This is a genomic window from Haladaptatus sp. W1, assembly GCF_001723155.1.
GTDB lineage: Archaea > Halobacteriota > Halobacteria > Halobacteriales > Haladaptataceae > Haladaptatus > Haladaptatus paucihalophilus.
This window is the reverse complement of sequence record NZ_MEIH01000323.1, coordinates 16045-40534: the sequence shown is the minus strand read 5'-3', so window position 1 is coordinate 40534 and position 24490 is coordinate 16045. Positions and strand designations below refer to the sequence as shown.

The 24490-nt window shown below is 60.5% G+C and carries 20 protein-coding genes and 2 pseudogenes; 12 read left to right on the top strand and 10 right to left on the bottom strand.

Going from position 1 to position 24490, the window contains the following annotated elements; genetic code table 11:
* Together BG842_RS17625 and BG842_RS17620 are read right to left on the bottom strand one after the other, a co-directional pair.
* A pseudogene (locus BG842_RS17625) lies at positions 1-358 on the bottom strand (AIM24 family protein); the annotation flags it as partial.
* 163 nt (positions 359-521) lie between these two features.
* A complete protein-coding gene (locus tag BG842_RS17620; protein ID WP_069451793.1) occupies positions 522-2225 on the bottom strand; it encodes an L-lactate permease in 1704 nt (567 codons plus the stop codon).
* A 542-nt stretch (positions 2226-2767) separates the two neighbouring features.
* Between BG842_RS17620 and BG842_RS17615 the strand changes: the two genes are divergently transcribed.
* The 3 genes from BG842_RS17615 (at position 2768) to BG842_RS17605 (ending at position 5765) form a co-directional block, all read left to right on the top strand.
* A complete protein-coding gene (locus tag BG842_RS17615; RefSeq protein ID WP_069451792.1) occupies positions 2768-3337 on the top strand; it encodes a helix-turn-helix transcriptional regulator in 570 nt (189 codons plus the stop codon).
* Positions 3338-3477: 140 nt separating this feature from the next.
* Positions 3478-5208, top strand: coding sequence for an Nramp family divalent metal transporter (locus BG842_RS17610; protein WP_069451791.1), 1731 nt, complete (start codon positions 3478-3480; stop codon positions 5206-5208).
* A gap of 80 nt (positions 5209-5288) precedes the next feature.
* Positions 5289-5765, top strand: coding sequence for a hypothetical protein (locus tag BG842_RS17605; RefSeq protein WP_139136172.1), 477 nt, complete (start codon positions 5289-5291; stop codon positions 5763-5765).
* A gap of 19 nt (positions 5766-5784) precedes the next feature.
* On the opposite strand, the gene BG842_RS17600 is transcribed toward BG842_RS17605, so the two are convergent.
* Together BG842_RS17600 and BG842_RS17595 are read right to left on the bottom strand one after the other, a co-directional pair.
* Positions 5785-7998 carry an LUD domain-containing protein gene (locus BG842_RS17600; protein ID WP_069451790.1) on the bottom strand — a complete coding sequence of 738 codons (2214 nt, stop codon included), beginning with the start codon at positions 7996-7998 and terminating at the stop codon, positions 5785-5787.
* Complete coding sequence (locus BG842_RS17595) at positions 7995-8495, bottom strand: LUD domain-containing protein (protein ID WP_069451789.1); 501 nt, start codon at positions 8493-8495, stop codon at positions 7995-7997. The genes BG842_RS17600 and BG842_RS17595 overlap by 4 nt, the downstream gene beginning before the upstream one ends.
* Positions 8496-9329: 834 nt before the next feature.
* Here BG842_RS17595 and BG842_RS17585 point away from each other — a divergent pair.
* From BG842_RS17585 to BG842_RS30065, 4 genes are all read left to right on the top strand, one after another.
* Positions 9330-9560: a hypothetical protein gene (locus BG842_RS17585; RefSeq protein ID WP_069451787.1), complete on the top strand. Its 231-nt coding sequence runs from the start codon at positions 9330-9332 to the stop codon at positions 9558-9560.
* Positions 9561-9854: 294 nt separating this feature from the next.
* A complete protein-coding gene (locus tag BG842_RS17580) occupies positions 9855-10202 on the top strand; it encodes a hypothetical protein (protein ID WP_069450692.1) in 348 nt (115 codons plus the stop codon).
* A gap of 153 nt (positions 10203-10355) precedes the next feature.
* Positions 10356-10763: an acyl-CoA thioester hydrolase/BAAT C-terminal domain-containing protein gene (locus tag BG842_RS17575; protein WP_069451786.1), complete on the top strand. Its 408-nt coding sequence runs from the start codon at positions 10356-10358 to the stop codon at positions 10761-10763.
* On the top strand, positions 10697-11107 hold the full coding sequence (locus tag BG842_RS30065) for an acyl-CoA thioester hydrolase/BAAT C-terminal domain-containing protein (protein WP_256388546.1): 411 nt from the start codon (positions 10697-10699) through the stop codon (positions 11105-11107). The genes BG842_RS17575 and BG842_RS30065 overlap by 67 nt, the downstream gene beginning before the upstream one ends.
* 82 nt (positions 11108-11189) lie before the next feature.
* On the opposite strand, the gene BG842_RS17570 is transcribed toward BG842_RS30065, so the two are convergent.
* From BG842_RS17570 to BG842_RS17560, 3 genes are all read right to left on the bottom strand, one after another.
* Positions 11190-11963: an alpha/beta hydrolase gene (locus BG842_RS17570; protein ID WP_254663276.1), complete on the bottom strand. Its 774-nt coding sequence runs from the start codon at positions 11961-11963 to the stop codon at positions 11190-11192.
* Between the two features lie 237 nt (positions 11964-12200).
* Positions 12201-12977 (bottom strand): methanethiol S-methyltransferase, encoded by a 777-nt coding sequence (gene mddA / locus BG842_RS17565; RefSeq protein ID WP_069451785.1) that lies wholly within the window; start codon positions 12975-12977, stop codon positions 12201-12203.
* Positions 12978-13409: 432 nt separating this feature from the next.
* The gene (locus BG842_RS17560) at positions 13410-15230 is read right to left on the bottom strand and encodes a PD40 domain-containing protein (protein ID WP_083252603.1); all 1821 of its coding nucleotides are present in this window, start codon (positions 15228-15230) and stop codon (positions 13410-13412) included.
* Between the two features lie 365 nt (positions 15231-15595).
* On the opposite strand from BG842_RS17560, the gene BG842_RS17555 reads away from it, so the two are divergent.
* The 5 genes and pseudogenes from BG842_RS17555 (at position 15596) to BG842_RS17535 (ending at position 21689) form a co-directional block, all read left to right on the top strand.
* Positions 15596-17437: a cation:proton antiporter gene (locus tag BG842_RS17555; RefSeq protein ID WP_069451784.1), complete on the top strand. Its 1842-nt coding sequence runs from the start codon at positions 15596-15598 to the stop codon at positions 17435-17437.
* A 71-nt stretch (positions 17438-17508) separates the two neighbouring features.
* The gene (locus tag BG842_RS17550) at positions 17509-18528 is read left to right on the top strand and encodes a HEAT repeat domain-containing protein (protein WP_069449217.1); all 1020 of its coding nucleotides are present in this window, start codon (positions 17509-17511) and stop codon (positions 18526-18528) included.
* A 68-nt stretch (positions 18529-18596) separates the two neighbouring features.
* A pseudogene (locus tag BG842_RS17545) lies at positions 18597-19834 on the top strand (ABC transporter substrate-binding protein).
* 186 nt (positions 19835-20020) lie between these two features.
* Positions 20021-20200 carry a hypothetical protein gene (locus BG842_RS17540; protein ID WP_007980579.1) on the top strand — a complete coding sequence of 60 codons (180 nt, stop codon included), beginning with the start codon at positions 20021-20023 and terminating at the stop codon, positions 20198-20200.
* A 250-nt stretch (positions 20201-20450) separates the two neighbouring features.
* The gene (locus BG842_RS17535) at positions 20451-21689 is read left to right on the top strand and encodes a permease (RefSeq protein ID WP_069451783.1); all 1239 of its coding nucleotides are present in this window, start codon (positions 20451-20453) and stop codon (positions 21687-21689) included.
* A gap of 69 nt (positions 21690-21758) precedes the next feature.
* Here BG842_RS17535 and BG842_RS17530 read toward each other — a convergent pair whose 3' ends face one another.
* The 3 genes from BG842_RS17530 to BG842_RS17520 all read right to left on the bottom strand — a co-directional run bounded on the left by BG842_RS17530 (position 21759) and on the right by BG842_RS17520 (position 24438).
* Positions 21759-23027 (bottom strand): MFS transporter, encoded by a 1269-nt coding sequence (locus BG842_RS17530; RefSeq protein ID WP_069451782.1) that lies wholly within the window; start codon positions 23025-23027, stop codon positions 21759-21761.
* Positions 23028-23046: 19 nt separating this feature from the next.
* Entirely contained in the window at positions 23047-24153 is a 1107-nt protein-coding gene (locus BG842_RS17525; protein WP_069451781.1) for an MBL fold metallo-hydrolase, read from the bottom strand.
* Between the two features lie 102 nt (positions 24154-24255).
* A complete protein-coding gene (locus BG842_RS17520) occupies positions 24256-24438 on the bottom strand; it encodes a hypothetical protein (protein WP_069451780.1) in 183 nt (60 codons plus the stop codon).
* Positions 24439-24490: the final 52 nt, after the last annotated feature.

Genomic DNA, 24490 nt, shown 5'->3' with positions numbered 1-24490 from the left:
CCAATTGACGCTCTCCTCGAACGCCAGCACGTCGTTTTCCGTTGACACTGATTTCGTCGTCGGCGTCCAGTTCGAGCAGTTGGACCTCTTTGCCTTGGTCGGCCAGATAGAGATGGCCGGTTCCCGTTGCCTTCATCATCACCGCTCCCTCGCCGGTGGCTTTCTGTTTCAGCATTCCTTTCAGTCCACCGGCGGACTTCTGTTCGAACGAGATTTCGCCGGTGTAGCCGACCATCGACCCCGCTCGTGCCATGACGCTACCGTCCACCGAAACATCGAGCAGCTTCGAACTTTCCAGTTCGAACGTGTTTTGCGTCTCGTTCGGTGCGTGGGAGGTTACAAATTCGTCGAGATTCATCGATTGATACCCAGACGAAGTATCTAATCACATTCGTTTGTAGTTACCGTCCGAAATTTGACCACGTTGTGAAACGAATTCACTATGTGGAACGAATTCACTCGCGCCATCGTCGTTTCCTCATCCTTCCCCGATGGTGCAAAACGAAAAAAGCTCGACGAACTCAGAAGACGGTTGGGAAAATCACGTAGACGAACAGCATCGTCAGGATTCCAGTCATGCCCGCATAGTACGTTAACGGAAGGAGTTCGAGTCGGATGACCCGTCCTTCCTGTCCGACGAGGCCGACCACCGCGAGCGCGGCGACCACGTTGTGAATCGCGATGAGGTTCCCGATCGCACCACCGACGGCCTGTGCACCGACGAGGATGGTGCGCGAGACGGCGAGGTTCTCGGCGACGTTGTACTGGAACGTCCCGAACAGAATGTCGCTCACCGTGTTCGAACCGGCGAGGAATGCGCCGAATGCGCCCACGAGCGACGCGAAGAACGGGTAGACGCCGCCTGCGACGTTCGCCGTTGCGTCCGAGAGGATGACCAGCATGCTGTCGATGTCCGCTGCTTTGCCGGATTGAATCATGATCTGAACCGTCGCCACCGCGAACAGCAACGCGATGACAGCGGGGATGACATTCTCGGCCGTCTCGACCCACGAATCCTTAATCTGGCGTCCGTTCATGCCGTGTAGCGGAATGGTGATGAGGTGGACGAACACGAACACCGCCCCCGGGAGGTAGAGTAGTGCGAAGTCGTTATCGAGACCAGTACCGAGGATGTTCGTCCACTTGAGGACGAGCGTGCTCGTCAGGAAGTCCGTGAGGGGAGTCCAAACGCGGGTGAGAACGAGCAGCGCCGCCAGCAGCGCGTACGGCGTCCACGCCTTCCAAAGGGGCATCTGTTTTGTCACGACACCGCCATCAGCGGCGACCGGAGTGTCACTCGGGGACGTCTCACCGGGCTCGATGTCGCCGACCCAGTGGTCGGGCCAGAGTTCCTGTGGTGCGAAATCCCACTCTTCGTCGGGGTGGAAGAACCCGGCTTTTAGCGCGCCGACGGTGAACACCATGCCGCTCATCGCGCCGATGAGGCCGGGGAACGTCGGTCCAAGGAAGTACGCGGTCAGCCAGTACGGAACAGCGAACGTGAACCACGCGAACAAGGTGAGCGGGAGCACTTCGAGCGCGGGTTTGATGGAACGTTCTTCGCCGAAAAATCGGGTCATCATGGCGACGCCGATAAACGGCAACAGCATCCCGACGATAACGTGGAACGACGCGGCCCACACACCGATTTGGGCGACCCAACCCGGTACCGTCGTTCCCGCGGGCGTCGCCACGTTCGCCGTCGCGAAGGTGTCCTGCAATCCGATGATGAGCGGCGTCCCCACCGCGCCGAAGGTGATGGCCATCAGGTTTCCGGTGAGTGCGATCACGACTGCCGCAAGTGGTGGGAAGCCGAGACCAACCAAGAGCGGACCGACGACGGCCGCTGGCGTTCCGAAACCAGCGGCGGCCTCGATGAACGACCCCATCAGGAAGACGAGCAGGACTACCTGAACGCGTCGGTCCTCGCTGATGGAGGTGAATCCGGCGTTGATAGTGTCGAAAGCGCCCGTTTGTTTCAAGGTGTACAACAGAAGAATCGCACCGAAGACGATCCAGAGGATGTTCGTGGCGGTGATGAAGCCGTTGATCGTCGCGGCCGCGATCCATGCCGGTGTCATCTGCCAACTCGCGAATCCGACGATGACAGCCGATAGCCACGCGAGCGGCATCGCACGTGTCGCAGGCCAGTATCGACCGATCATAAGGTAGGCAATGACTACCAAAGGCAACACAGCAAGCGTGATGTCGAGGACACTAGCCATCGAACATCACCACCCAGCTCCGTAATGGACGAGCGGTTTCGAGTCGTCCCCGATATCGCCTCTCATGGTCCGTTTGTTCCTTGATCGGGCGTTCGACATCGAACAGTATCGTATCTCCGCTGCGCTTCGATGATTAGCACCATCTGGCATGAATCGAGTGTGTGGCCAACAGTATTTATAATTAACGTTCAGGGCAATCAATCTAGCACCTGAAATCCGAGAAGCAACTTCCTACAAGCGTTCTGTTGTCTTATGAGGTGATTCCGGAGTTGGTGACTCGACCGGCTCCCCACCGCCTGATACTGTCGAAAGTACTCATGTACATGTGATTTGGTTCGGTGCCGATGAATCGTACCTCGTCTCACTGAAATCAGTATCTTTTCCGGTTCTAACGAGACAATACGGCGTTTCACTTCCTCTCCCGCGAGGAAACAAACCGTTTATTTTCCCTCTACAGTTGACTATAAAGGCCTGTTCAGTTGTGTGTAATCAGTTTCAGTTGACTGTAAAGGCTTATGCAGTCGTGTGTACTGGTCTGAGATATGCCGACGGAGGAACCGTCCGACCGCCAACGCAACGAACACGGTCAGTACTCCGACCGACTCCCGGCGAAGGAAGCATTCGGCGTCTTCGAAGACCGCGCAGATCAGGGCCGTCCGCTTACCGCGAACGACGTAATGGAGGTGCTCGATTGCTCGCGGCGAACGGCGCACAACAAACTTAACGAACTCGTCGAGCTCGATATGCTCGCAACTCGGAAGGTCGGCGCACGCGGACGAGTCTGGTGGATACCCATAGAGGGGACCGAATCCATGGACGACGCGGACGCTGAACCGGACGTTGACCGCGATATCTTCGACGACGTCGAGCTCCCTGGAACCGGCTCGACTCTCGAATCGCGGCAAAATGCGCTCCGTGCAGCCTACGACTACCTCGTCGAACATCCGAGTGCGAAGAAGGCCGACTTCCTGCAGGACGTCTTTCCCGAGCATCCGGCAGGGTACGAGACGGCCGACGGTTGGTGGAACGCGATACAACCCGCGCTCAAAGATCTCCCCGGCGTCGACCCGCCCAAGGAACGCGGCCACATCTGGCACTTTCTTGGGGGATAAATCGACGGTAGTTTTAAATCGATTGCACCGACTGAATGCGTATGAACGTCCGTGGTTGCAGGAACGGAAACACGGCTGCTTTCGGCACCATATCGGACCCCGGGACGGAGTAGCGACAACGGAGAGCGACGGAGATTCGAATGACCGACAATACGGACGATGACCACGATGGTGACAACTTGGAGGCAGAGCTAGACGTCTACGCCCCCTCAGAGGAAGGAGAAGAGTACAGTAGTACTGCATATGTGCCGGTCGCATACGACAACCTCGATACCGCGCCCGAAACGGACGACTACCCCGATACCGGTACTGGAGGGAAATACAGGTTACTCGACATGCCACGCGTCCCGAAACTCAGCCACATCCTCGGTCCGAGCGCAATCATGCTCGGGGCGTCGTTGGGAAGCGGGGAGACCCTGTTCTGGCCGGTTCTCATCGCCGAGAACGGATGGAACCTCTACTGGGCGTTCTGGATCGGCATTCTCGCGCAGTTCGTCCTGAACACGGAGATTCAGCGATGGACGCTCGCGACTGGCGAGAGCATCTTCCGGTCGTTCGGCCGAGTCCATCGCGTTTGGCCGTGGTTCTTTCTGCTTGCCGGGTTCGTGAGTCTCGGGTGGCCGGGGTGGGCGGCGAGTGCTGCCAAAGTCGGAGCAGCGGGGTTGGGTCTCGGAGCCAATCCGGTCATCGACTGGCGAGGCTTCGGGATTCTGCTGATGGTACTCATCTGGCTGACCTACCAACTGACGCCGCTGATGTACAATATCGTAGAGCGGTTTCAGCTCGTTCTCGTCTCCGTTTCGACGGCGTCGGCGGTCGCACTGTTCGTGGTCGCCGGGTCCGTCGACCAACTCGCGAACCTTCCGTCGGGCGCCATGAGCATCGGAACACTGCCTCCAGGGACTGAGGTAGCCATCTTCCTCGGTGGGTTAGCGTACGCAGGTGCCGGAGGCTATCTCAATCTCTCCCAAAGTCTCTGGGTACGCGAGAAGGGGTACGGAATGGGCCGTTATCAGGGCCGGATACAGAATCCACTCATCGGCGACGACCCGGAACCGGTGCAGCGCGACGGATTCGCGTTTCGGCCGACCGAGGAGAACATCGAACGCTGGAAACGATGGTGGGTCGTCGCCCGACTCGAACACTTTCTCACGTTCGTCATCGGACTGTTCGTCGTCGCGACCATCATGATGAGCATTGCGGCCGAGTACGCCGCCGGAACGGACGCCAACGCGGTTACCATGTGGATCGTCGATATCGTTCCGGCACTTGGAACCACCGGTGGCATCCTCGTCTACGTCGTGTTGTTCCTCTCATTGTTTACCACGGAGTACGCTATCGTCGAGTCGTTCGTCCGCAACAGTGCGGACATCGTCTACGAATCGTATGGGCGCGCTGCCGGGTGGAGTCTCCCGCAGATATTCTGGGTACTGTTGACTGTCTTTTCAGCGTGGGGAATCCTCATCCTCTCGCTGCCGATATCGCCGGAAAACCCCTTCGGGTTGCTCGTACTTGCGGGCGCGATGTCCGGTATCATGATGTGGCCGTACACAGTGCTGATCCAGATAATCAATGTGACGCGGATGTCGAAACACACCGTTCCCAAGTGGCCTCGCGTCGTCGCGATGTGGGTTGTCGCCGCCTTCTTCGGCTACTTTTCTGTCGTCTTAGTCAGCATCACGCTGACCCGCGATTTCGGACTGGGCGTGTTTCGGACGAGTTACGTCGTCGTCGACAGCGCCCCCGGTGGGTACCTCCTCTGGGCGATGCTGGTCGTGGTCCAACTGTACACGATGGGGAGAACGGCGCTCGCAAAGGCGCGTATGACTGGGACGATAGATACGGAGGAGACGTCGAAACAATCGTCGTGACCGGCACACCTACAGTTGTGTAGCGGCCTTTTTCACGTAATGCCCTCGTTCAGATTTCACCGTATGGGGTGGAAAACACGATGACGACGGGTGGCGACCTCGTGGCATATCTCAACTTCGGAATGTCGGGGACCGTTCCGTTACGACTGGCGGAGTTGATTTTTACGACGGATGGACTGTTCATCGCGGAGTACGAAACGATAACGCCGCTGTTCGGCCTCCTGAGGGGGAGACCGAAACAGGCGGCAACCGAGATGCGAAGTCGATATTTGGAAGGGGGCGTCGATAACGTTCTCTCGGCAGCGGATACGGTCCATCGACTCGATTACGACACCATTGACCGGGTCGACATATACGATGGCGGCCGAATCGGTCGGGAAAAAATAGCCGTCCATACCGAAGACGGTCCACCGTACGCTTATCGAATGCACACGCCGGTTGACGTCCAGGAATTAGCGGACGTACTCACGGGCGTGCTGGACGAGCAAATCTATGTGCACGCGGGTGTTGGGTTCGACCCGCGTGCCAGCGTGGCTCGATTTCTCGCTGGACGGTGACTACCGACCCGTCATCTCGTCATTCGGGCGCGATGAGTTCGACCGGGTGCCGTATCGGACGACGGAGGAGGTCATCGAGCTGTTCGAGACAGGAGGTGCCGCTGGCGACCACGGTTCGGTCGCAGGCTTCAGAGGTCGTAAACTGGTCGCGGAGATGGGAGCCGACATCCATACTCAGCTCGTAGTACTCCTGTTTGTACCCGAAACTCCCGGCCATGCCGCAACACTCCACTTCCGAGAGAAGCACGTCGTAGCCGAGGTCTTCGAGGACGGCGGTGGTGTGGGCGTCCAACCCCATGGTCCGTTGCTGACAGTGGCTGTGATAAGCGACCGCCTCGCCATCGCCGGACGAGAGCGCGTGCCGTTTCGCTCCCTGTTCGAGAAGACCGAAGACGTACTCCATGATTTCGTAGCTGTTGCCCGAGATGCGCTCGTAGGACCGCTCAGGGAGGAACTTTTCGTACTCACGGTCGAACATGGCGAGGTCGCTCGGTTCGATGACGACGATATCACGCCCTGCGTCGATGTGTTCTGCGAGTGCACCGTATACGTCGTGGGCGTGGTCTTCGGCGGTTGCGATCATCCCCTGCGAGAGTGGGGCACGGCCGCTAGAGCGAACGGCTGGAATCCGAACGCGAACGTCGAGCGCTTCGAGAACCCGAACGGCCGCTTTCCCCCGCTCGACCTGCACGTGGTTCGTGTAGACGTCGGGATAGAGAACGGCCTCTCGGGTCGGATTCTGGACGGTCCTGTCGCGGTCGGCGAACCAGTCGATGAGCGTCTCTCGAGAAAAACGGGGTAAATCGCGCTGTCGGTCGACGCCGACCGTGCGTTCGAGCAGGGTTCGTGCGAGTCGGGTATCGGCCACCCAGTTCGAAAGCGGCGCAGACGCGCTGCCGAGCTTCGCGAGCGTCTCGAAGTTACCGAACAGCCGCTTCTGATGGTCGATGCCACCGGGGTCGGCGTCGGGAGTCAACCCTTCGACCAACCAGTCGAGTTCGCCATCCTCGCCGCGGTTGATGCGGTCGCGGACGACCGTGTTAATCCACGGGATGTCGATTTGGACCGGACACGCGTTCACACAGCGGGTACAGCCCGTACAGAGGTCGTTGAACTCAGCGGCACTGTCGAGTCCTTCGACCCCGGTTTCCCAGCCGGTGGCGATGCCGCCGGTGTACGTCTCGCCGCCGAAGGCGTGGCCACCGACCGATTGGAAGTTCGCACAGGAGTTCGCGCACGCGGAACACCGGATGCAGTACAGCGTTTCGCGCAACTGGTCGTCCTCACGCATCGCCATGCGGCCGTTGTCGATGAGGACGAGGTGGAACTCTCTGTCGACCTCGCCGTCGTCGCCGTGCCCGAATCGTGATTCATCGGGGGCGTCGAACTCGACGGTCGGGGACACGACCGGCGGCGTGAGCAGGGAGATGTAGGAGGTAATGTCTTGACCTGTTCCCGACCGGCCGATGAGTTCGACGAACGGCCGGAGGTCCTCGACGGTGGGGACGATTTTCTCGACACCGGCCACCGCGACGTGCGTATCCGGGACGACGGCGGATTTGCGGGCATTCCCCTCGCTCGTGACCAGTGCGATAGTGCCGGTGTCGGCCGTGATGAAGTTCGCGCCGGTCATGCCGATGTCGGCATCCTCGATGAGGTCGCCCAATCGGTCGCGTGCGAACGCAGTCAGTTCTTCCGCCGTCTCTAACCGTTCGTCGGGGTCGAATCGTGCATTGAACAGTTCCGCGATTCCCGCACAGGACTTGTGAATCGCGGGCGCGACGAGATGCGAGGGCGCTTCGTCGGCGACTTGCAATACCCACTCCCCGAGGTCTGTTTCGACGACGTCCACGTCCTCGGCTTCGAGGTGCTGGTTGACCTCGAGCTCTTCAGAAGTCATCGACTTGCTCTTGACGACGCGTTCGGCCCCCTGTTCGTCGGCAAGGGACGCGATATATCGGTTCGCATCGGCCGCGTCGTCCGCGAGATAGACCGTCCCACCGTTCGCTTCGACCGTCTCGCGCAGTTCGTCGATGAGGTCCGGTAAGCGTTCGATGGCGTCTTCCTTGATGGCACGCGCCTCGTCTTTCAGTGCTTGGTAATTGTCGAGACGGGCGACGGATTCGTATCGACCACGGTTGAACCCGCGGGTATTCTCACCGACAGCATCGCCTTCCGATGCCAGCAGGTGACGGATCTTTTCGGCTTTCGCTTCGCGTGATGGTGAGCTCATTGGTCGGTAAGGATAACGACGTGGACGGCTTTCGGCCCATGCGCACCGCGGACGAGTGCACCCATGTCCGCTGTCGCACTCGGACCAGTGGCGACGATAGCGCTCTCGTGGCCGGCTCGGATGTCGGTGGCGAGCCGTTCGAACGCTTCAGACATCCCGGGGACGATATCGCTGCCACGGACGACGGCGATGTGCGTATCGGGAAAGACGCTCACTGGTTCCGTGCCGTCAGGCGTAGCCTGAATGACGATGCTTCCGTACGAGGCAATGGCGAAGCGTGCCGCGGTGACGCCCGTCGATGCACCGTTCAGTTCGGCCGGTGTCGGAGAGCGAGTGACCTCGTCAGGCAGGGACACGCCATCGAAGGGAATCGGTGTTCCAACCGCCGGGTAGCTGATTAGGTCGGCCAACACATCGGCTGCCTCGTCGGTCGTCGCTTTCGTTCGGCCGACGTCGAGTCGCCGTAACGACGACTCGAATTCCGTGACGGTCTGCATGTTCTTGCATGTGTATTTCACACATATCGGTGTTTCGTCCGTGGCAACGATGTTGTTCAAAAAATGGAGCCATCTCACCGTCACGATGGCGTTCGTCGATTGCTTGTGCGACAAATTAGTACCAACGGGCAAAATACCTACACGACTGGTATCTCTCATCATCTATCGTTGTTCATTCGTCAGACATATTTCAACGATATTCAAAAATGTATTTATCGATACTGCTGGTACAAAGGGTATATGTCTTACAATAACCCATCAACGAACTCTATCGGGCAGCCGATCTGCGGACGCACTGACGAAGACTCGAACCGGCCGTGTCAGTGCGTCGTCCCGTTTCCGGGGAGGCCCTGTCCCCATCATCGGGAATAAGCGTTGCACTGTCCGCTCATAGCATTACTGGACGGTGAGAGAAGAGGTCTATTACAATTCTCGGACGACTATTTCTCCATCCCGACTGATGGTAACGTTCAGACTACCGACCCAGAAGGAGGATTTCCACTTTTGGCGTCGTTTGAGCATCGAAAAGTGGTCGTCAATATCGTGACGGCAACGCTGATGAACGAGCGATTTCGCTTCGTCTCGAGAATCATCGGTGACGAATGCGATGATGTCGATGAGGCACTCGGTAAGTGGCGTCTCACCGTTCATATCGTATTCGAACAGATATTCGTGGACGAACATCTGTTTATCTATGGAATCGTCCACCGTCGATTCAGCGTTGATTGAAGCAGCGTTGGACATGACTACACACTTTGTCTATTCAATAATAAGTATGCGGCACATACTACCAAGAAAGTACCAATTGAAATATTGTGAACGGCGGTGAACCTGATGACGGTTTCGGGGGACGCCGACCTCACGGTCCCAAAGACATCAATTACAGCGGTCGTCCTCCGTCTCCTCGTCCCTATCCTCCGATCCGTCCGTCGAGTCGTCAGTGTCGGATTCATCCCCGTCCGATGCATCGTCATCAGCGGGCGATTCGTCCGCCCCGTCATCGACAGCTCGTCTACCGCCGACGTATACGAGGCCGTCGCCGACCGACAGGCCAGACAGGACTGAAAGGGGTTCGACGCTCCACTTTTTGCTCCCGTCCGAGCGAGGTCGGATTTTGCAGGTCGTAACACAGTTTCGGATCGGAACGCGTCCCGAATTTTAAGACGACGAAAGATGAACATTCGCTAACTGGTTTGGATGACTTCGAGACAGTTCTCCCGACGTGAGTTACTGGCGTCGTCGCTTGCTGTCGGTGCGGCCTCTACCGGTGGCTGTCTCGGTAACCCTCTTACCGATGAGAACGCGGGATCGATCGACTGTCCGGCTAGAACGAAGGTGGGAAACCACCTTCAACTTAGGATGAGTGGCTTCGAGCCACGGACCGTCGTGACGTTCGAGTGTGAAGCCACCGATGAAGCGGGCTACGACTATACGGGTTCGTGGTCGCTTCGAACGGACGAAAGCGGCGTGGCAACGCTCGCAAACGCGGATTTCACCAACAACGCACCGGAGTCGAATTGGTATGGATCAAAGCGAGGCCGCCGGCTCGCGGGACGGTCGGCGGTCTCGATGATTCTTCATCGTCTCTCCTTCGAGAGCTTCTTTGCATCGTCGCCGAATTTCTTCATGGGCGATCGGAATTCTGTCACACTTTCGTTCCACGCCCGCTCCGGGCTTTTCGGCACTTCGACACCGTCCCGCTCATAGTCGCGCGTACTCGTCGACCCGGGAATTTCACGACAGTCGGTCGAAGCGAACGGACTGGTCGGATGGCTGTACGAACCAACGACACAGGGCCCGCATCCGGGAATCGTTTCCCTCCATGGCGCGTCGGCCTCCGTTCCGCATCGGTTGAGCGAGATGCTGGCGACACACGGATACGCGACTCTTGCGTTACAGTACTTCGATGCGCCGGGATTGCCGGAATCGCTCGAACGAATCCCGCTCGGATACTTCGATACCGCGATTCGGTGGCTGACGAGTCGGCCGACGGTTCACGACACGGGAATCGGTTTACTCGGAATCTCACGTGGCGTCGAGGCCGCGTTACTGACGGCAACGGGGTACGACGGGCCGGTAGCGGTAATCGGGTACTCCGGCGGCGGTGTCGTCCGGCACGGAGTCGCCGGGGTCCCCCGACAAGATACATCGACCAGCCCGCCTGGACTCGCAACGGCTCTCCGGTTGCGAACCCGGACGCTATTCGAGCGACGTTCGACGCAATCGAAAATCACGGTCGACACGACTGTCATGCCGCATCGTTCCTGAACGCGATTCGATCCCGGGTTCCGGAGCGGGTTCTCGAACGGACACTCGTTCCGGTCGAGGAGATAGACGGCCCCGTGTTACTGCTCGCTGGCGGGGACGACCAGCAGTGGCCATCGTCCGCGGTGGCCGCGCTGACGGTCGACCGGTTGCGACGACGAGGCCATCCCCATCCGTTTGGCCTTCGGACGTACTGCAATTCGGGACACATCTTTGGAGTGCCCTACGCCGACTACACCGGTGTCCCGACGAACGATGTCAACGGGGGAACCCCGAAAGCGAACGCACGGGCCGCGGCGGATTCCTGGCCGATAGTCCTCGATTATCTTGAGAATGGACTGAGATAAGTGACATTTCATCCGGTAACGATGGTTCATAGCACGGGCGTGGGGCAAGACGAACGGACTGACCGAACTGTGAGACGCCGGGCTACGCAGCCGCAGTAACCGATTTGCTCAGCCATGGGACAAGGATATCCGCTAGCCGTCGGTGGGCGACGTCGTACGAGATGGTCGCCTGTGAATCCCCTCGCTGGCCGCGATACGAACCGAATTCAGTGTGGTTCATTCCGTCGATTTCGCGGAACGTCGCGTTCCGCGGGAGGTGATTTCTACTCTCTCGGTAGGCCTCCCGGTTCAAAACCGTATCCCTGCTACCGGTAACGCTCAGTACGTCTATCGGACGTTCGCTCACGTTCGTATCGCAATACGACGCGAACTGCACTAGTCCTCGGACGTCGTGTGAGCTTGCATATCGACAAGCGGCAACGCCCCCGAGCGAATGTCCGCCGACGAACCACGTCCGAATCCCGGGATACCGAGACCTGACTTCCCCCGCAGCGCCCACATCGAGGAGGGCGACGTTGAACGGCATTTTCGGGACGAAGACCGTCACGTTGGAACGTCGCACCAGTGGTGCGAGAGAGGCATAATAGGCATCCGGTGCAACGCGCGCACCGGGATAGAAAACGAGTCCGACGGTGGATGTCCCGTTCGTGGGAGAAAGAACCGTCACACCATCCGCTTTCGAAATGGACACGTGTGGGTCGTTTGCCACCGACTGCACCGAGGCCGATGTCCCGTGATGTGGAAGCGAGAAGTACACCGCGACACCACCGACGACGATGAGGATGACGGTCAGAAGGATACCGACTCCCACCTTCCATCGGCGGTTGGTCAATCGTCGCAGTCCGCTATCGGCCATTATCCCACCGAATGCGAGCGAGGGGAGTAAGTATTCGCCTTCAGGAACCAATGGCTGGTACGTCGTAAACCACTCATCCAGCCCCGTGTACTCCGGTAATTGCAGGACTGCACGCCCACATTCTGTTTGCAGTTGAGCGGAATACCCCACCGAACACGAAGTAAGTACATCCATGAACCGCTGGAATCGTGTGCAGGTGCCCGCTGGTGTGGATAAAGAAACACTATCGCGGGTAGTTTACTGACTATCCGTTTCATCGGGCGGTGATGAGATCGCTCGTCCGGGACGCGGAATGAACATCGGGACTCGGGATTGGTACTGTTCGTACCGGTCACCGAAGGCAGCAACCAAATCCCGCTGTTCGAGCGTCACACCGATGAAGATATAGAGCGTCATACCGGCGGCGAACAGGAGATGAGCACTCGTCATCCGCGGTGTCACCCAAAAGGCGACCAGAAATCCTGTCATGATTGGATGACGGACGTACCGATACAGAGCGGGGGTCTGAAAGTCCAAGGGCTTCAGTTCGCGACCGTCACGATAGGCCCGCACTTGCCGAAGACCGAGCAGGTCATCGCCGTCTATCATCTTGACGGCGGCGAACATGAGGAGCCATCCACCGACGTAAATCACCCAGAGAAACAGCGCAAGAACTCCCTCGACGTTCCAGATGGTCCCCGAGAGAGGTCGCCAAAACATCATCAGGAGTAGAAGCGTAAGGCTGGCGAACAGGACGTATGTGCTACGCTCTATCGGTTCGGGAACGAACTGTGTCCACCGTTCTTTGAACGATGGACGGGCCATCACGCTGTGTTGGAGGCCAAACAAAGCGATCAACCCGATATCGACGGCGAGAGGATTGCTGAACGTGTGTATGGTCCCGGCATCGACCGATTTTGGGACGACTGCGTTCGCGAGAAACCCAATCATGTATCCAATGGTTGCCAGTCCGAGAAGGTATGCGACTACGCCATACGCGTAGACGGCATACCGACGAGGGTGACGATTCGTCATCGATAATCACCCACTCGGCTCTCTGCAATCCATTTATAGAAGCAGTGGAAATCGGGCGCGGTTAGTATTCCTGCTGTGTTGTGAGCAGTCATGGCTTACCTTCGGACCCTCTCGTGGTGGCGAGTATCGCTGTCGAACGAGTCAGTTCCATCACCGCGTAGCCATGGACATGCTCGTGGCTGGACCATGGAGATGGCTCTGTTTGGGGTTCGATTTCGTGTACTTTGCGTGCTCGATTCATTGGTATCCCTAACTCCGTACGTCAATTATTCTGCCGTGCTTGCGTCGATTTGCGGTCATACCCTCGTCCTTCTTCGTACTGTGCCACACGACACGCACTAGTAGGGCTGGACAGACAATGTAAATTCCTAGTGAAAAATTTTCAGAGCGTGAAAGCACCGGTCGATTCGAGTGGGCCTTGCTCCCAGTGAGTTAAACGACCAAGAGGTCATCCTCGGCAAGCGGGGACGCGTCCGCTCGATATCGTTCGTAAATCGACTCCGCCCACGCGAGCGCAGCTGGTGAGTCGGTATCGATACTGGCCTGCAACACGCCCGTTTCGGTGTCGTGACAGCAGATGCCGACTCGGTCATCGTATATACCGAGTCCACACCACTGACTGTCCGGTAGCGAGTCGTGGAGCAGGGTCGTACTGTTCTCACAGGCAGCGGCCTCGGCGATCCTCGTGGGATTCCAAGCCACGATGGTCTCCAACACGGTCGGCGAGAAGATGAACTCGAACTCCATCCCGTTGAGGATGGCTCGGCAGGCCGCGTCGAGATTGCTCGATTTCACCACGGTGGTACCGAACCCGCGCATTACGTCGGCACCCTCGATGAGCTGGGTCACGCGTTCGACGGGTTGATACGGATAGCCCGGTCCGGGATAGGAGATTACCGGGTCGGTGAACAGCTCAATCGAAAATCCTTCCATCTCGCGTGGGAGCCATTGCCAGACCTCGCGTAGCTTTTGTTCCGTCGTCATTGCCTCACAGAGGGTCATAAACTGATCTGCAACGAACTCACCAAGTGGCGTCAGTTCGTAGGTTCGCCCGTCTCGCATAATCCAGCGACGGTCTTCGAAGAACCACGGCTGACGCTGGTGTTCCGGCCCGCCGTGGATATCCACGATGACGGGGGTTTCGCCCGGTTCGGCGTTCGGCGGAAGCGTCCAGTACGCCGGGATTTCCCGCCCGTCGAACGATTCGTACCGCACGATTTCTGGTTCGAGAAACGTCTCGCGGGGGATGCCGAGCGTGCCGAAGTTCGTCCATCGCTCGGCGCTCCCGGTGTCCGGGTCGAGGACGAAGACGTTCTTCGGGTCGTCGCTCCGACTCATCGAGATGGCACAGTCGCCGTCGGGACCGAACTCCGCGGCGAAGACGACGCCATCGGGGAGGTCGGGCGTCGAAAGGGGTTCGATGTCGTCCTCGGCCGTGAGTCGTCCGGCGTGAACCTCGGAGTAGCCGTCGACGTTTCGCACCCACACCACCCGGCCCGTTCCGCCGTGAAGCGAGAGGTGGGAGACGTTCCAGTCCCCGGCCTCCTCGACGACCGTCGGCGTGCCGTCATCGAGGTCGAGACGGGCGACGTACGCGGTGTCCGCGCCGTGGTTCGTCACGCAGTAGAGGTCGTCGTCGGGACCGAACGTCACGTCGTGATACCGGGCATCGGTGTCGTCGGTGAGTTTCCGATAGTCGCCCGACTCGGGGTCGAGCAGGAACAGGTTCTGGTCGAAACTGGCGTTGGCTTTCGAGCAGACGATACCCGGTTCGCCCCACGCTTCGACGCTCAAGAAACCGCCTGGCCCTTCGTGGACGAGCGTCGCCTCGGCGTCGTCCCTCCCCTGCACGTACACGTCGAACGTCGACCCTTCGCGGCGGTTCGCGGTGAAGGCGATTCGGTCGCCGTCGGGACTCCACACACCCCACAGGTGGATGGCCTCGGGGGTCGTGGTCAGCGCCGTCTCCGTCCCGCTGTCGAGGTCGTAGCGGTACAGTTGGTCGTGTTCGTCGCTTCCCGTGTCCATGCCGAAGACGACTTCCGAACGGGTCGGCGACGCCGAAACGAACGACACCCGCTCGTCGTGAGCGGTCAAGCGGGACGGAAACGCCCCCGGTTCGTCGAGCGACCAGACCTGCGGCGTCCCCGTCGTATCGGCGAGGAAGACGAGCGACCCGTCGATGGTCATCGTCGGCGACCCGGCCGAATCGATACCGAGATAGCGTGTGAGTGGATAGCGAGCATCCGACATACCCCAGTCTGTGCGCGGGGGTGGCAAAAGAATTCGGCTCGGGGGCCTTCGTAGCCGGTTCTTTCCTCCGGCGGCGGTGTATCAGTTCCGTTTCAAACGGGTGCCGAGGACGACGCCACGGTCGGCACCCGCCTCGAAGCCGACCCTGAACGTCGCCCGTATCTCGATTTTGAAGACCCCCAGTATCGAGCGGAGGAGCATAGTTTTCGATAATTCGAGCGATAGAAGTATGGTACGCACCGAAATCACCGTCAGAAATCGTGACCGAGTGCGCGTCGGAGCAAGAACTATCGTGATACATGACGTTCACATGACGCGAGTAGCCGCGGTTTGACTCCGCCGTCGAACCGGCTGAACTTCGACCAATGTCCTCGAACCTCCTGCTCGTGTCGGCGTCGATAATCGCGCTCGGAGCCGTGTCGAAACTTCTCGCCGACAGGTACGGGATTCCGAACGTGGTGTTCCTGCTGGGCTTCGGCATCCTGTTCGGCCCGGAGGGATTCGGTCTCATCGACCCCGCGCTATTCGACGACTCGCTTTCGGCCCTCGTCGGACTGGCGGTCGCAATCATCATCTTCGAGGGAGCCTTTACGCTGGGTGCGTCGGATATACGCGAGACGCCGAAATCGACGCTTCGGCTCGTGACGGTCGGTGCGGGCCTGACGTTCTTCGCCCTCGGGGGACTCGTTCACTTCTTCCTCTCGATTCAGTGGAACCTCTCGTTTCTCATCGCGGCGCTCCTCGTGGCGACGGGGCCGACGGTCATCACGCCAGTGTTGAACCAGATAGAGGTACGGGAGGGCGTAAAGACACTCCTGGAGTCGGAGGGCGTCATCAACGACGTGACCGCCTCCGTGCTGGGAACGGTTATCTTCAGCGTCGCGGTGTTGGGCATCGACCCTTTCGGGAGGGGCGTCAGGATTGACGTCGCCCTCGACTTCGTTACGAGAATCGGTACCGGCGTCCTCATCGGAATCATAACGGCGCTGATCGCTGGGTACGTCCTCCGGTACCTGAGTCGCTCGCCGCAGAACTCCCGAATCACCGTCACCGGCACGGCGTTGATTTCGTTCGCCATCGCGGACGCGTTCGCGGCCGAAGCGGGCGTCGTGACCGTCGCGGTCGCCGGACTCATTTTGGGAAGTGTGGATATCCCCTTCGACGATGAAATCGCGGGGTTCAGCGGCGACATCACGTCGATAGTGTTGAGCGTGGTGTACATCATCCTCGCCTCGTTGCTGGACTTACATCAGCTTCTCACGCTCGGGTTGGGCGGCCTCGCCATCGTCGTCCTGACGATGCTCGTCGTTCGCCCGCTCTCGGTCTTCTTCTCGACGACTGGGACACAGTTCACGCGAAACGAACGCAAGTTCATCGCCACCGTCGGCCCTCGCGGAATCATTCCGGCTTCCACTGCGACGCTGTTTTCCCTCCAACTCTCCAACGCCGGGGTTCCGAACGCGACGAGCGTCGTCCACGTGGTGTTCCTCGTCATCCTCATCACCGTCATCGTGGAGGCGGGCGGAGCACCGTTGGCGGCGAAGAAACTCGACATCATACCCATGACCGTACTCATTATCGGCGGCAGTCGGACCGGACGGCTGCTGGCGGACAGGCTCGAAGAACGCGGCGAAAATCCCGTCATCATCGAACGCGACGATGCGGCCATCACCGACCTACGGCGGGCGGGGTACTCGGTCGTTCGCGGTAACGGAACGAACGCCGCCGTCCTCGAAGAGGCGGGGGCAGAGCGGGCGAAGATGGTCGTCGCGGCGACGAGCGACGACGACCAGAACATCCTCGCCTGCCAGACGGCGCGGACGAACTTCGGGCTTCAACGGCTCATCGCACAGGTGAACAAACCCGAGAACGCGGAGGCGTTCGAGGACCTTGGGGTGCAACCGGTGACGCCCGTGACGGCGACGGTGGACACGATGGACGATTTGATTCTCCGACCGAACTTCTACGACTGGCTCACCGGGGTCGGCGACGAGAACGACATCGCCGAGGTGATGGTCGAATCGACGTCGGCCACCGGACAGCAGGTACAGGACATCGAACTGCGGGACGATGCCGTCATCGCGCTCGTCCGACGGGACGGCGAGTTTATCGTCCCGAATCCGAACGTCGTCGTCCAAGAGGGGGATTTAGTGACGCTCATCGGGAATCGGGAGGCGGTCGAACGGAGCGTGGCGATGTTGGAATAACCGGTTTCGCGCGTCGGTTCACCGTACCACGTGTTTTTGGTGTCGCCGCGAGACGTCCACGGCAACGAACGATGGACGAGTCATCTCACCGACCTTCCGTCGATCGACTCGCCGAACTGCTCGATTCGGGGGAACACGACGGCGCTATCGCGTGTCTGGAGCGGTTCGAAACGGCACCGACTGAGGAGCGCAAAGCCACCCTCGACGTTCTTCGGCGCGTCGAATCGGAGTCGCCGGGAGTCGTGGGACCGCTGCTTCCGGCCCTGTCGCCGTTTGTGACCGACGGAGAGCGCTCGATTCGATTGACGACGGCGAAACTGTTCGTCGCCGTTTCCGAACACGACCCCGACGCCGTGGTCCCGGTACTGTTCATGCTGACCGACCGTCTCGCGGACGAAGACGAGTTCTACTTCGTCCGTGCCCGCGCGGCGGAAGCGTTGGGAAACGTCGCGCTCGAACACACGGACGCAGTCGCGTCACCCGCCGTCGTCGCCGAGTTACAGATAGGGCTGTCGTTCGACGAACCGGAAGTGAAGGAGAAGTTGGCGAAAGCGCTTTCCGACATCGCGTTGGGCGACCCGGACCGTCTCAACCACCGCGTATCGAACCTCGCTGAGCATCTCGACGACGGGGACGAACTCGTCCGCTACTATCTCTGTACGGCACTCGCTGCCGTCGGGTGCGTGTCACCGGCGGCGCTCGGAGCGGAGGCCGACGCGCTCGTTGCGCGGTTGGACGACGAAAACGACCACGTTCGGGGACGGGCGGCCGAGGCCGTCGGTCTCCTCGGCCGCGTCGATGGGGATGATTCGGTGCCCCCGGAAGCGATGGAGCGGCTCCGTAAGAGGCGCGAGGACGAATCGTCGTTCGTCCGCGACAGGGCGCGGTTCGCGCTCGACGCAATCGACGAGGGCGAACGGGAATCGGGGGACGACGGCAGAGAAGGAACGCTCGCCGGACTCCGTGCGACGACGGACGAGGCCGTCGAGGAGATAACGGCCGAGGACGGGACCGGCGTGTGTCCGAGTTGCGGGCATTCGCTTCCGGACGTCGGGCCGCCGATGTGTCCGCGTTGCGGGTCGCCGTATTAAATACGGCATGGATTAGGCAGACCTAAAAATTCGAAAACGTTTTATAAATTTAGGCGGGCCTAAAACACATGTCGAAAGAGTGTACGACAGACTCGGGACGAACACGGCGGGACTACGTTAAGTACGGCGGCGCGATACTCGGCGGAAGCCTGCTCGCCGGATGTGCCGGAGATTCGGAATCGAAAACGACATCGACGACAACGACGGACACGACGAGTTCGTCCGATGGGACCACGAACGCCGAGGACGACTCCTATCCGGTCACGATGGCACCGACCGGAAGCGTCGCGTTCGAATCCGTTCCCGGCCGGTGGGTCGCGTACGGCGGCGGCTACGCCGATATGGGCGTCGTGCTCGGCAAAGCCGACGGAATGACGGGAATCGGCGGCGCGGACCGCTACTACACGGGGTTCTACGACGAGTTGCCCGGAGTGAGCGTGGACCGAACGAAGCTCGAAAACAACGATATCGGCAAGGCGGGGATGGGAAAAGAGCTGTTCTAAGAACTCGACAGCGACGTGCACGTCATGGACCCCAGATGCTCGTTAACTGGTTCGACTGGAGCGAGAAGGACGTCGAGGAAATCACGTCGAACGTCGGCCCGTTCGTGGGGAACCTGATATTCCGCCGTGAGGACGAGTGGCACGACTACCGATACTACACGCTCTACGAGGCGTTCGAAAAGATAGCGGAACTTTTCCGGGAGCGGGAGCGATACGAGGCGTTCAAAGAACTGCACGACGAGTTCATCGCAAAAATCCAGACCAAGCTCCCACCGGCCGACGAGCGCCCGAACGTGTTGCTCGTGTACGAGGGGAGCAACGAGCCGGTGAAGTTCTCGCCGTATCGGCTCAACGACAAGGGAACCAGCAAGAAGCAGTGGCGCGACCTCGGCGTCAGCGACGCGCTGGCGAGCAGCGGCATCGACGGCATCAGCACCACCGACCGCGGGCGAATCGACTACGAGACGATGCTCGAAATCGATCCCGACGTGATACTGCTTCGCGCACACGAGCGCCAGTCTGCGACCGAATTCCGGAACACCGTGCTCGAATTCATGCGCGGCCACCCCGTCGCCAGCAAGCTGACCGCCGTGAAAAACGGGCGCGTCTACCGCGGCGGCTACCTCTATCAGGGACCGATTCACAACCTCTTTTTGACCGAGCGCGCGGCCAAACAGCTGTATCCCGAGCAGTTCGGCGAGTGGCCGGAGTACACCGATGGCAGTCCCTACCCCGAGATTCCGGAGGACGAACGGCTGTTCGACAGAACCCGCGTGGCGGACATCGTCGCCGGGAACGACTGACGAATCGGAGAACGGAAACCACACCCTTCTCGGCGGTAGGCACCCTTTATCACGGGGTTCGCGCCGCATAACAAAGTGAGAAACGGTTGCCTAACGAGTCGAGGAAACCCATGGTTCGAGTTCACGATTCCGTCCGGCCAAGCGACGTCCAGTTCGACCGACACGCGGTCCGTGGAGGTATCTGAAATGGCGGCCGAAGACGAAGAGCTGTCGTCGGAAGCGAACACGCCATCGGAGGCGGACACGCCGTCAGATTCGGAGTACGAAATGCTGTTCTGTGACAACGGATGGGTCGAGATTCGAAACCCCGACGACGCGGACGCCCAGTGGTTGATGGCGGACACGAGCGCGGAAATCCGTCAGTAGCACACGGGGTAATATCCCGAGATAGTCTCGTGGCGTGTACTCAGATATTTTGGTTCGTCAGTAGGAGAGTTTCGGAAGATAAGGCTATAACCGTCCCTGAGTAATCGAAATGGGATTCGAATGGGGACCAACCCCGCAGAATTCGATGTCTCTGGCGCTGAATCGCGGAATCCGTGAATTCGCGCCGGACGCGCGTGGATTTTCGCTATTAGCCGCAACCGTAGAAAAGCTCGCAACCGTACTAGCGGATATGAACATCGTAGGGAGTCTGACCGACGCGGCCACGTTCTTCGGCGAAATGACGTGGAAGACGTGGTGGGCGCTGGTCCTCGGGTTTACCATTTCGGGGGCGGTACAGGCGTTCGTGAGCGAAGAGCGGATGACGAACCTGCTCGGCGGTCGCGGACTACGAGAAATCGGCATCGGGAGTTTCTTCGGGTTCCTCTCGTCCAGTTGCTCGTTCGGGGCCGTGGCGACCACGAAATCGCTGTTCAAGAAGGGGGCATCGCCCGAAGCCTCCTTCGCCGGGTTCCAGTTCGCCAGCACGAACCTCGTCATCGAAATCGGCCTCGTGATGTGGATTCTGCTGGGGTGGCAGTTCGTCGCCGCAGACGTCTTCGGCGGAATCCTGATGATTCTGGTGCTCGCGGCCATCACGAAGTACGTCGTTCCGGACTCGTGGTTCGAGGCCGCCCGCGACCACGTTCGGTCGGGCGACGAGGAGAGCGGCACCGTCCGCGACCCGGTGTGCGGCATGGAAGTGGACCCGAACGACGACGACACGCTCAGCGTCGAAACGGATGGAGGGACGGAATACTTCTGCTCGCAGTCCTGCAAGGAGACGTTCGTCAATCAACGGGAGGACGCGACGTGGAAGGACAAACTGCTCACCGTGTCCGGATGGAAAAACGCCTTCCGCAACGCCATCGGCGAGTGGGAGATGCTGTGGGACGATCTCATCGTCGGGTTCATCGTGGCCTCGCTGTTGGCCGCCTTCGTCCCGCGGTCGTGGTGGGCGCAACTGTTCACGCTGGCCCCGGAGGGAACCGTCGCGTGGGTCGTCCTCGGGGCGGCCATCGGCGTGATGGTCGGCGTCATCACCTTCGTCTGCTCGGTGGCGAACGTCCCCTTCGCGCTCGTGCTGTGGAACGCGGGCATCCCGTTCGGGGGCGTCATGTCGTTCATCTACGCCGACCTCATCGTCCCCCACATCGTGGATATGTACCGGAAATACTACGGCAAGCGGTTGGCGGCGGTGCTGTTCGTCTCCATCTTCGCGGTGGCGACGCTCGCCGGTATCGCCACCCACTACGCGTGGCTCGCGGGGGGACTGATTCCGAAGCACAACGCGACGGGCGGGTCGGTCCCGCACGCCTACACGACGGTGCTCGACGTGATATTCACCGTCGTTTTCCTCGCGCAGGTGTACGTGACCTACTTCGAATCGAGCGGCGGACAGGAAGAGGAAGCGGCCGCGCACGCCGACTGATATCCGACTTCCATTTTCGTTCGATTCTTACGTTCGATTTGGAGGCGTTCGGTCCTCCGATGGGGGCGTTCAGTCCTCCGAAACCGAATTGCGTTCGGTGGCGTTCGGGCGGTCGTACTCACCCAGCGTCGGGTGCGTTTCCCGCATCATCGTGAGAACGACGACGCCCGACGCGACCATCACACCCGCTGTCGCGTAGAACGCGGCTTCGATGGTAGCGACGTCGGCGAGCAGACCGACGACGACCGCGCCGACCGCGTACCCGGCGTCGCGCCACATCCGATACACGCCGAGTCCGGTCGCCCGCCACGACGGGTGGGCCGCGTCCCCGACGACGGTGATGAGGTTCGGGTACAACAGCGCCATGCCGAGCCCCGTCACGGCCGCCGTAACGAGCCACGCCGAGAACCCGGAGACGAGGACGGTCGCCAGCACCCCCAGACCGGCGACGAACATACCCGCGATGACCGGCGGGCGGCGGCCGATTTCGTCCGCGAGGCGGCCGGTTCCGAGTTGCAGGACGCCCCAGACGCCGCCGTAGACGCCGACGACGAGGCCGATTTGGGAGACGGACAGTCCGGACTTGCTCAGATAGAGGGGGAACGCTATCCAGACGAGCACGTCCACGAACTTCTCCACGTGACCAGCCTGTGCCGCCGCGAACAGCGTCCGGTCGCCGTAGGTCGCCCGTTCGACCACCTCGGAGAAGGACAACTCCTCGTCGTCCTCCCCGTCGGTCTCGGTCCGCGCGTACGGGAGCGTCTCCTCGACGAAGAACAGGGAGACGAGCGTGGCGAGAACGACGACGCCGAGCAGGACGTAGAACGGCTCCGGCCGAAGCCCGTACTGGGCAGCGATGACGCCGGTCACCCACGACCCGACCGCGACGCCGCCGTACCCGAACGCCTCGTCGAGGCCGACGGCGAGGCCGCGGGCGTCGCTCCCGGCGAGGTCGATCTTCGCGTTGACGCTCATGCTCCAGGCGAGCCCTTGGTTCACGCCGAGGAGCACGTTCGCGCCGGTAATCCACCACCAGTTCGGCGCGTAGATGAGGACGAACGGAATCGGCAGCGCGACCAGCCAGCCGACGATGAGCACGCGCCGCCGACCGAACTCCTCGGCCCACTTCCCGCCGTAGAGGTTCAACAGCGCCTTGACGACGCCGAAGCTGACGACGAACGACCCGATGACGAGGATGGACTCGACGCCGAGCACGTCGCGGCCGAGGACCGGTACGACGGTTCGTTCGGAGCCGATGGTGAGACCGACGGCAAAGACGACGAACAGTTGGAGCGCGAACTGCTGCCAGTTTCGTCGAATGCCTTGAACGTGGCTCATTGTGAGTGGGGTGCGGTGTTCAGTTCGATGCGCAGTTGTTGGGGCCGAGTTCGAGCGTCTCGGCTTCCGCGGTGGCCTGTTCCTTGCCCGTGTTCACGCGCTTGATACGGTTGTAGTTCGCGGGCGTGTCGGGGAGATCTTCGAGGATGGTGTCCACGAACTCGGACTTCGTGTCCACGCCGAAGAGACCGTTGTTCGCTTCGAGTTCGCCTATGGTCGCGGCGAGCGGGCGCATCTCCTCGTCGCTGAAGTGACCGGGGAGGGCGACCGTCCCGTCGGGAAGGTCGGCGAGACGGTCCAAACTGTCGAACAGGAGCGTCGCGCCCTCGCGGGCGACGTCGCTGCCGCCTTCGAGGTCCGGTCGGCCGACGCTTCGAACGAACAGCGTGTCGCCGGTCAGGGCGGCGTCGCCGACGCGGAAGGAGATGCTGCCGCGGGTGTGACCCGGCGTGAACAACACGTCCACGTCGCGCTCCCCGACGGCGATTTCGTCGCCGTCCTCGACGGCGGTGTAGCGGTCGAGTTCGCGGGCGTCCTTCTCGTGCAGGTAGTACGGAACGTCCTCCGCCGCCGCGAGGTCACGGCCGCCGCTGATGTGGTCCGCGTGGGCGTGCGTGTCGGCGACGGCGACTATTTCGAGGTCGCGCGATTCGGCGAGATTCTGGTACACTTGGATGTGCTGACCGGGGTCGACGACGAGCGCCTCGTCCCCGTCTTGGACGACGTAGGAGAGACAGCCGGTTCCGGGTCGGACGATTTGCGTGACGCCATCGACGTCCGGAACGTCGTAGGCCTGATACACCATCGCCCAGCCGCGCATGCCGCCTCGCATCGACTTCGCGTCGTAGCCGTTGTTGCGAAGCACCTGTGCGGCCCGCTGGGAGACGACGCCAGCCACGCAGACGGTGGCGACTTCGGCGTCCTCCGGAACGTCGTCGAGCGAATGTTCGAGTCCGAGGGTGTTGCCGCCGGACAGCTGGTCGTAAACGGGAACGTTGTGGCTTCCGTCGATGTTCCACTCCTCGTACTCGTCCTCGTTGCGAACGTCGAGGACGTAGAGGTCTTCATCACCGTCCCGCAACCGCGCGGCTACTTCCGTCGGGGTGATGTCTGTATTGCTCGACATACACAATACTATGAAAGAGAGTCGTGATAAACCTGTGGATTCCCGATTCCGTTGCCCGTAGCGTATGACGGTCCAAAAATCAGCCGTTCCGTGTCCGTCGGCTCAGTCGTTCGTTCGGGACGCGGACCCAACCACGTCCCGAATCTTTCGTCCGACCCGTTTCACGAGCCAGACGTACTCCTCAACCGGGGAGGTGCGACAGCTCGACCCGTCGTCCACGTCGCACTCCTCGGCGGAATCGTGCCGTTCCAGCGTCGTGCGTTCCGGCGTCGTTCGGTCGGTCATGGTTCAAACACCGTTCGACGGACATCGCCGAAGTACCGCGACGCGATTCGGC

Bases quoted from the DNA above. Each gene is read 5' to 3' on its own strand.
- BG842_RS17620 (WP_069451793.1), bottom strand. From the start codon at position 2,225: ATGGCTAGTGTCCTCGACATCACGCTTGCTGTGTTGCCTTTGGTAGTC.
- BG842_RS17615 (WP_069451792.1), top strand. From the start codon at position 2,768: ATGCCGACGGAGGAACCGTCCGACCGCCAACGCAACGAACACGGTCAG.
- BG842_RS17610 (WP_069451791.1), top strand. From the start codon at position 3,478: ATGACCGACAATACGGACGATGACCACGATGGTGACAACTTGGAGGCA.
- BG842_RS17605 (WP_139136172.1), top strand. From the start codon at position 5,289: ATGACGACGGGTGGCGACCTCGTGGCATATCTCAACTTCGGAATGTCG.
- BG842_RS17600 (WP_069451790.1), bottom strand. From the start codon at position 7,998: ATGAGCTCACCATCACGCGAAGCGAAAGCCGAAAAGATCCGTCACCTG.
- BG842_RS17595 (WP_069451789.1), bottom strand. From the start codon at position 8,495: ATGCAGACCGTCACGGAATTCGAGTCGTCGTTACGGCGACTCGACGTC.
- BG842_RS17585 (WP_069451787.1), top strand. From the start codon at position 9,330: ATGACGGTTTCGGGGGACGCCGACCTCACGGTCCCAAAGACATCAATT.
- BG842_RS17580 (WP_069450692.1), top strand. From the start codon at position 9,855: ATGAGTGGCTTCGAGCCACGGACCGTCGTGACGTTCGAGTGTGAAGCC.
- BG842_RS17575 (WP_069451786.1), top strand. From the start codon at position 10,356: ATGCTGGCGACACACGGATACGCGACTCTTGCGTTACAGTACTTCGAT.
- BG842_RS17570 (WP_254663276.1), bottom strand. From the start codon at position 11,963: ATGGCCGATAGCGGACTGCGACGATTGACCAACCGCCGATGGAAGGTG.
- mddA (WP_069451785.1), bottom strand. From the start codon at position 12,977: ATGACGAATCGTCACCCTCGTCGGTATGCCGTCTACGCGTATGGCGTA.
- BG842_RS17560 (WP_083252603.1), bottom strand. From the start codon at position 15,230: ATGTCGGATGCTCGCTATCCACTCACACGCTATCTCGGTATCGATTCG.
- BG842_RS17555 (WP_069451784.1), top strand. From the start codon at position 15,596: ATGTCCTCGAACCTCCTGCTCGTGTCGGCGTCGATAATCGCGCTCGGA.
- BG842_RS17550 (WP_069449217.1), top strand. From the start codon at position 17,509: ATGGACGAGTCATCTCACCGACCTTCCGTCGATCGACTCGCCGAACTG.
- BG842_RS17540 (WP_007980579.1), top strand. From the start codon at position 20,021: ATGGCGGCCGAAGACGAAGAGCTGTCGTCGGAAGCGAACACGCCATCG.
- BG842_RS17535 (WP_069451783.1), top strand. From the start codon at position 20,451: ATGAACATCGTAGGGAGTCTGACCGACGCGGCCACGTTCTTCGGCGAA.
- BG842_RS17530 (WP_069451782.1), bottom strand. From the start codon at position 23,027: ATGAGCCACGTTCAAGGCATTCGACGAAACTGGCAGCAGTTCGCGCTC.
- BG842_RS17525 (WP_069451781.1), bottom strand. From the start codon at position 24,153: ATGTCGAGCAATACAGACATCACCCCGACGGAAGTAGCCGCGCGGTTG.
- BG842_RS17520 (WP_069451780.1), bottom strand. From the start codon at position 24,438: ATGACCGACCGAACGACGCCGGAACGCACGACGCTGGAACGGCACGAT.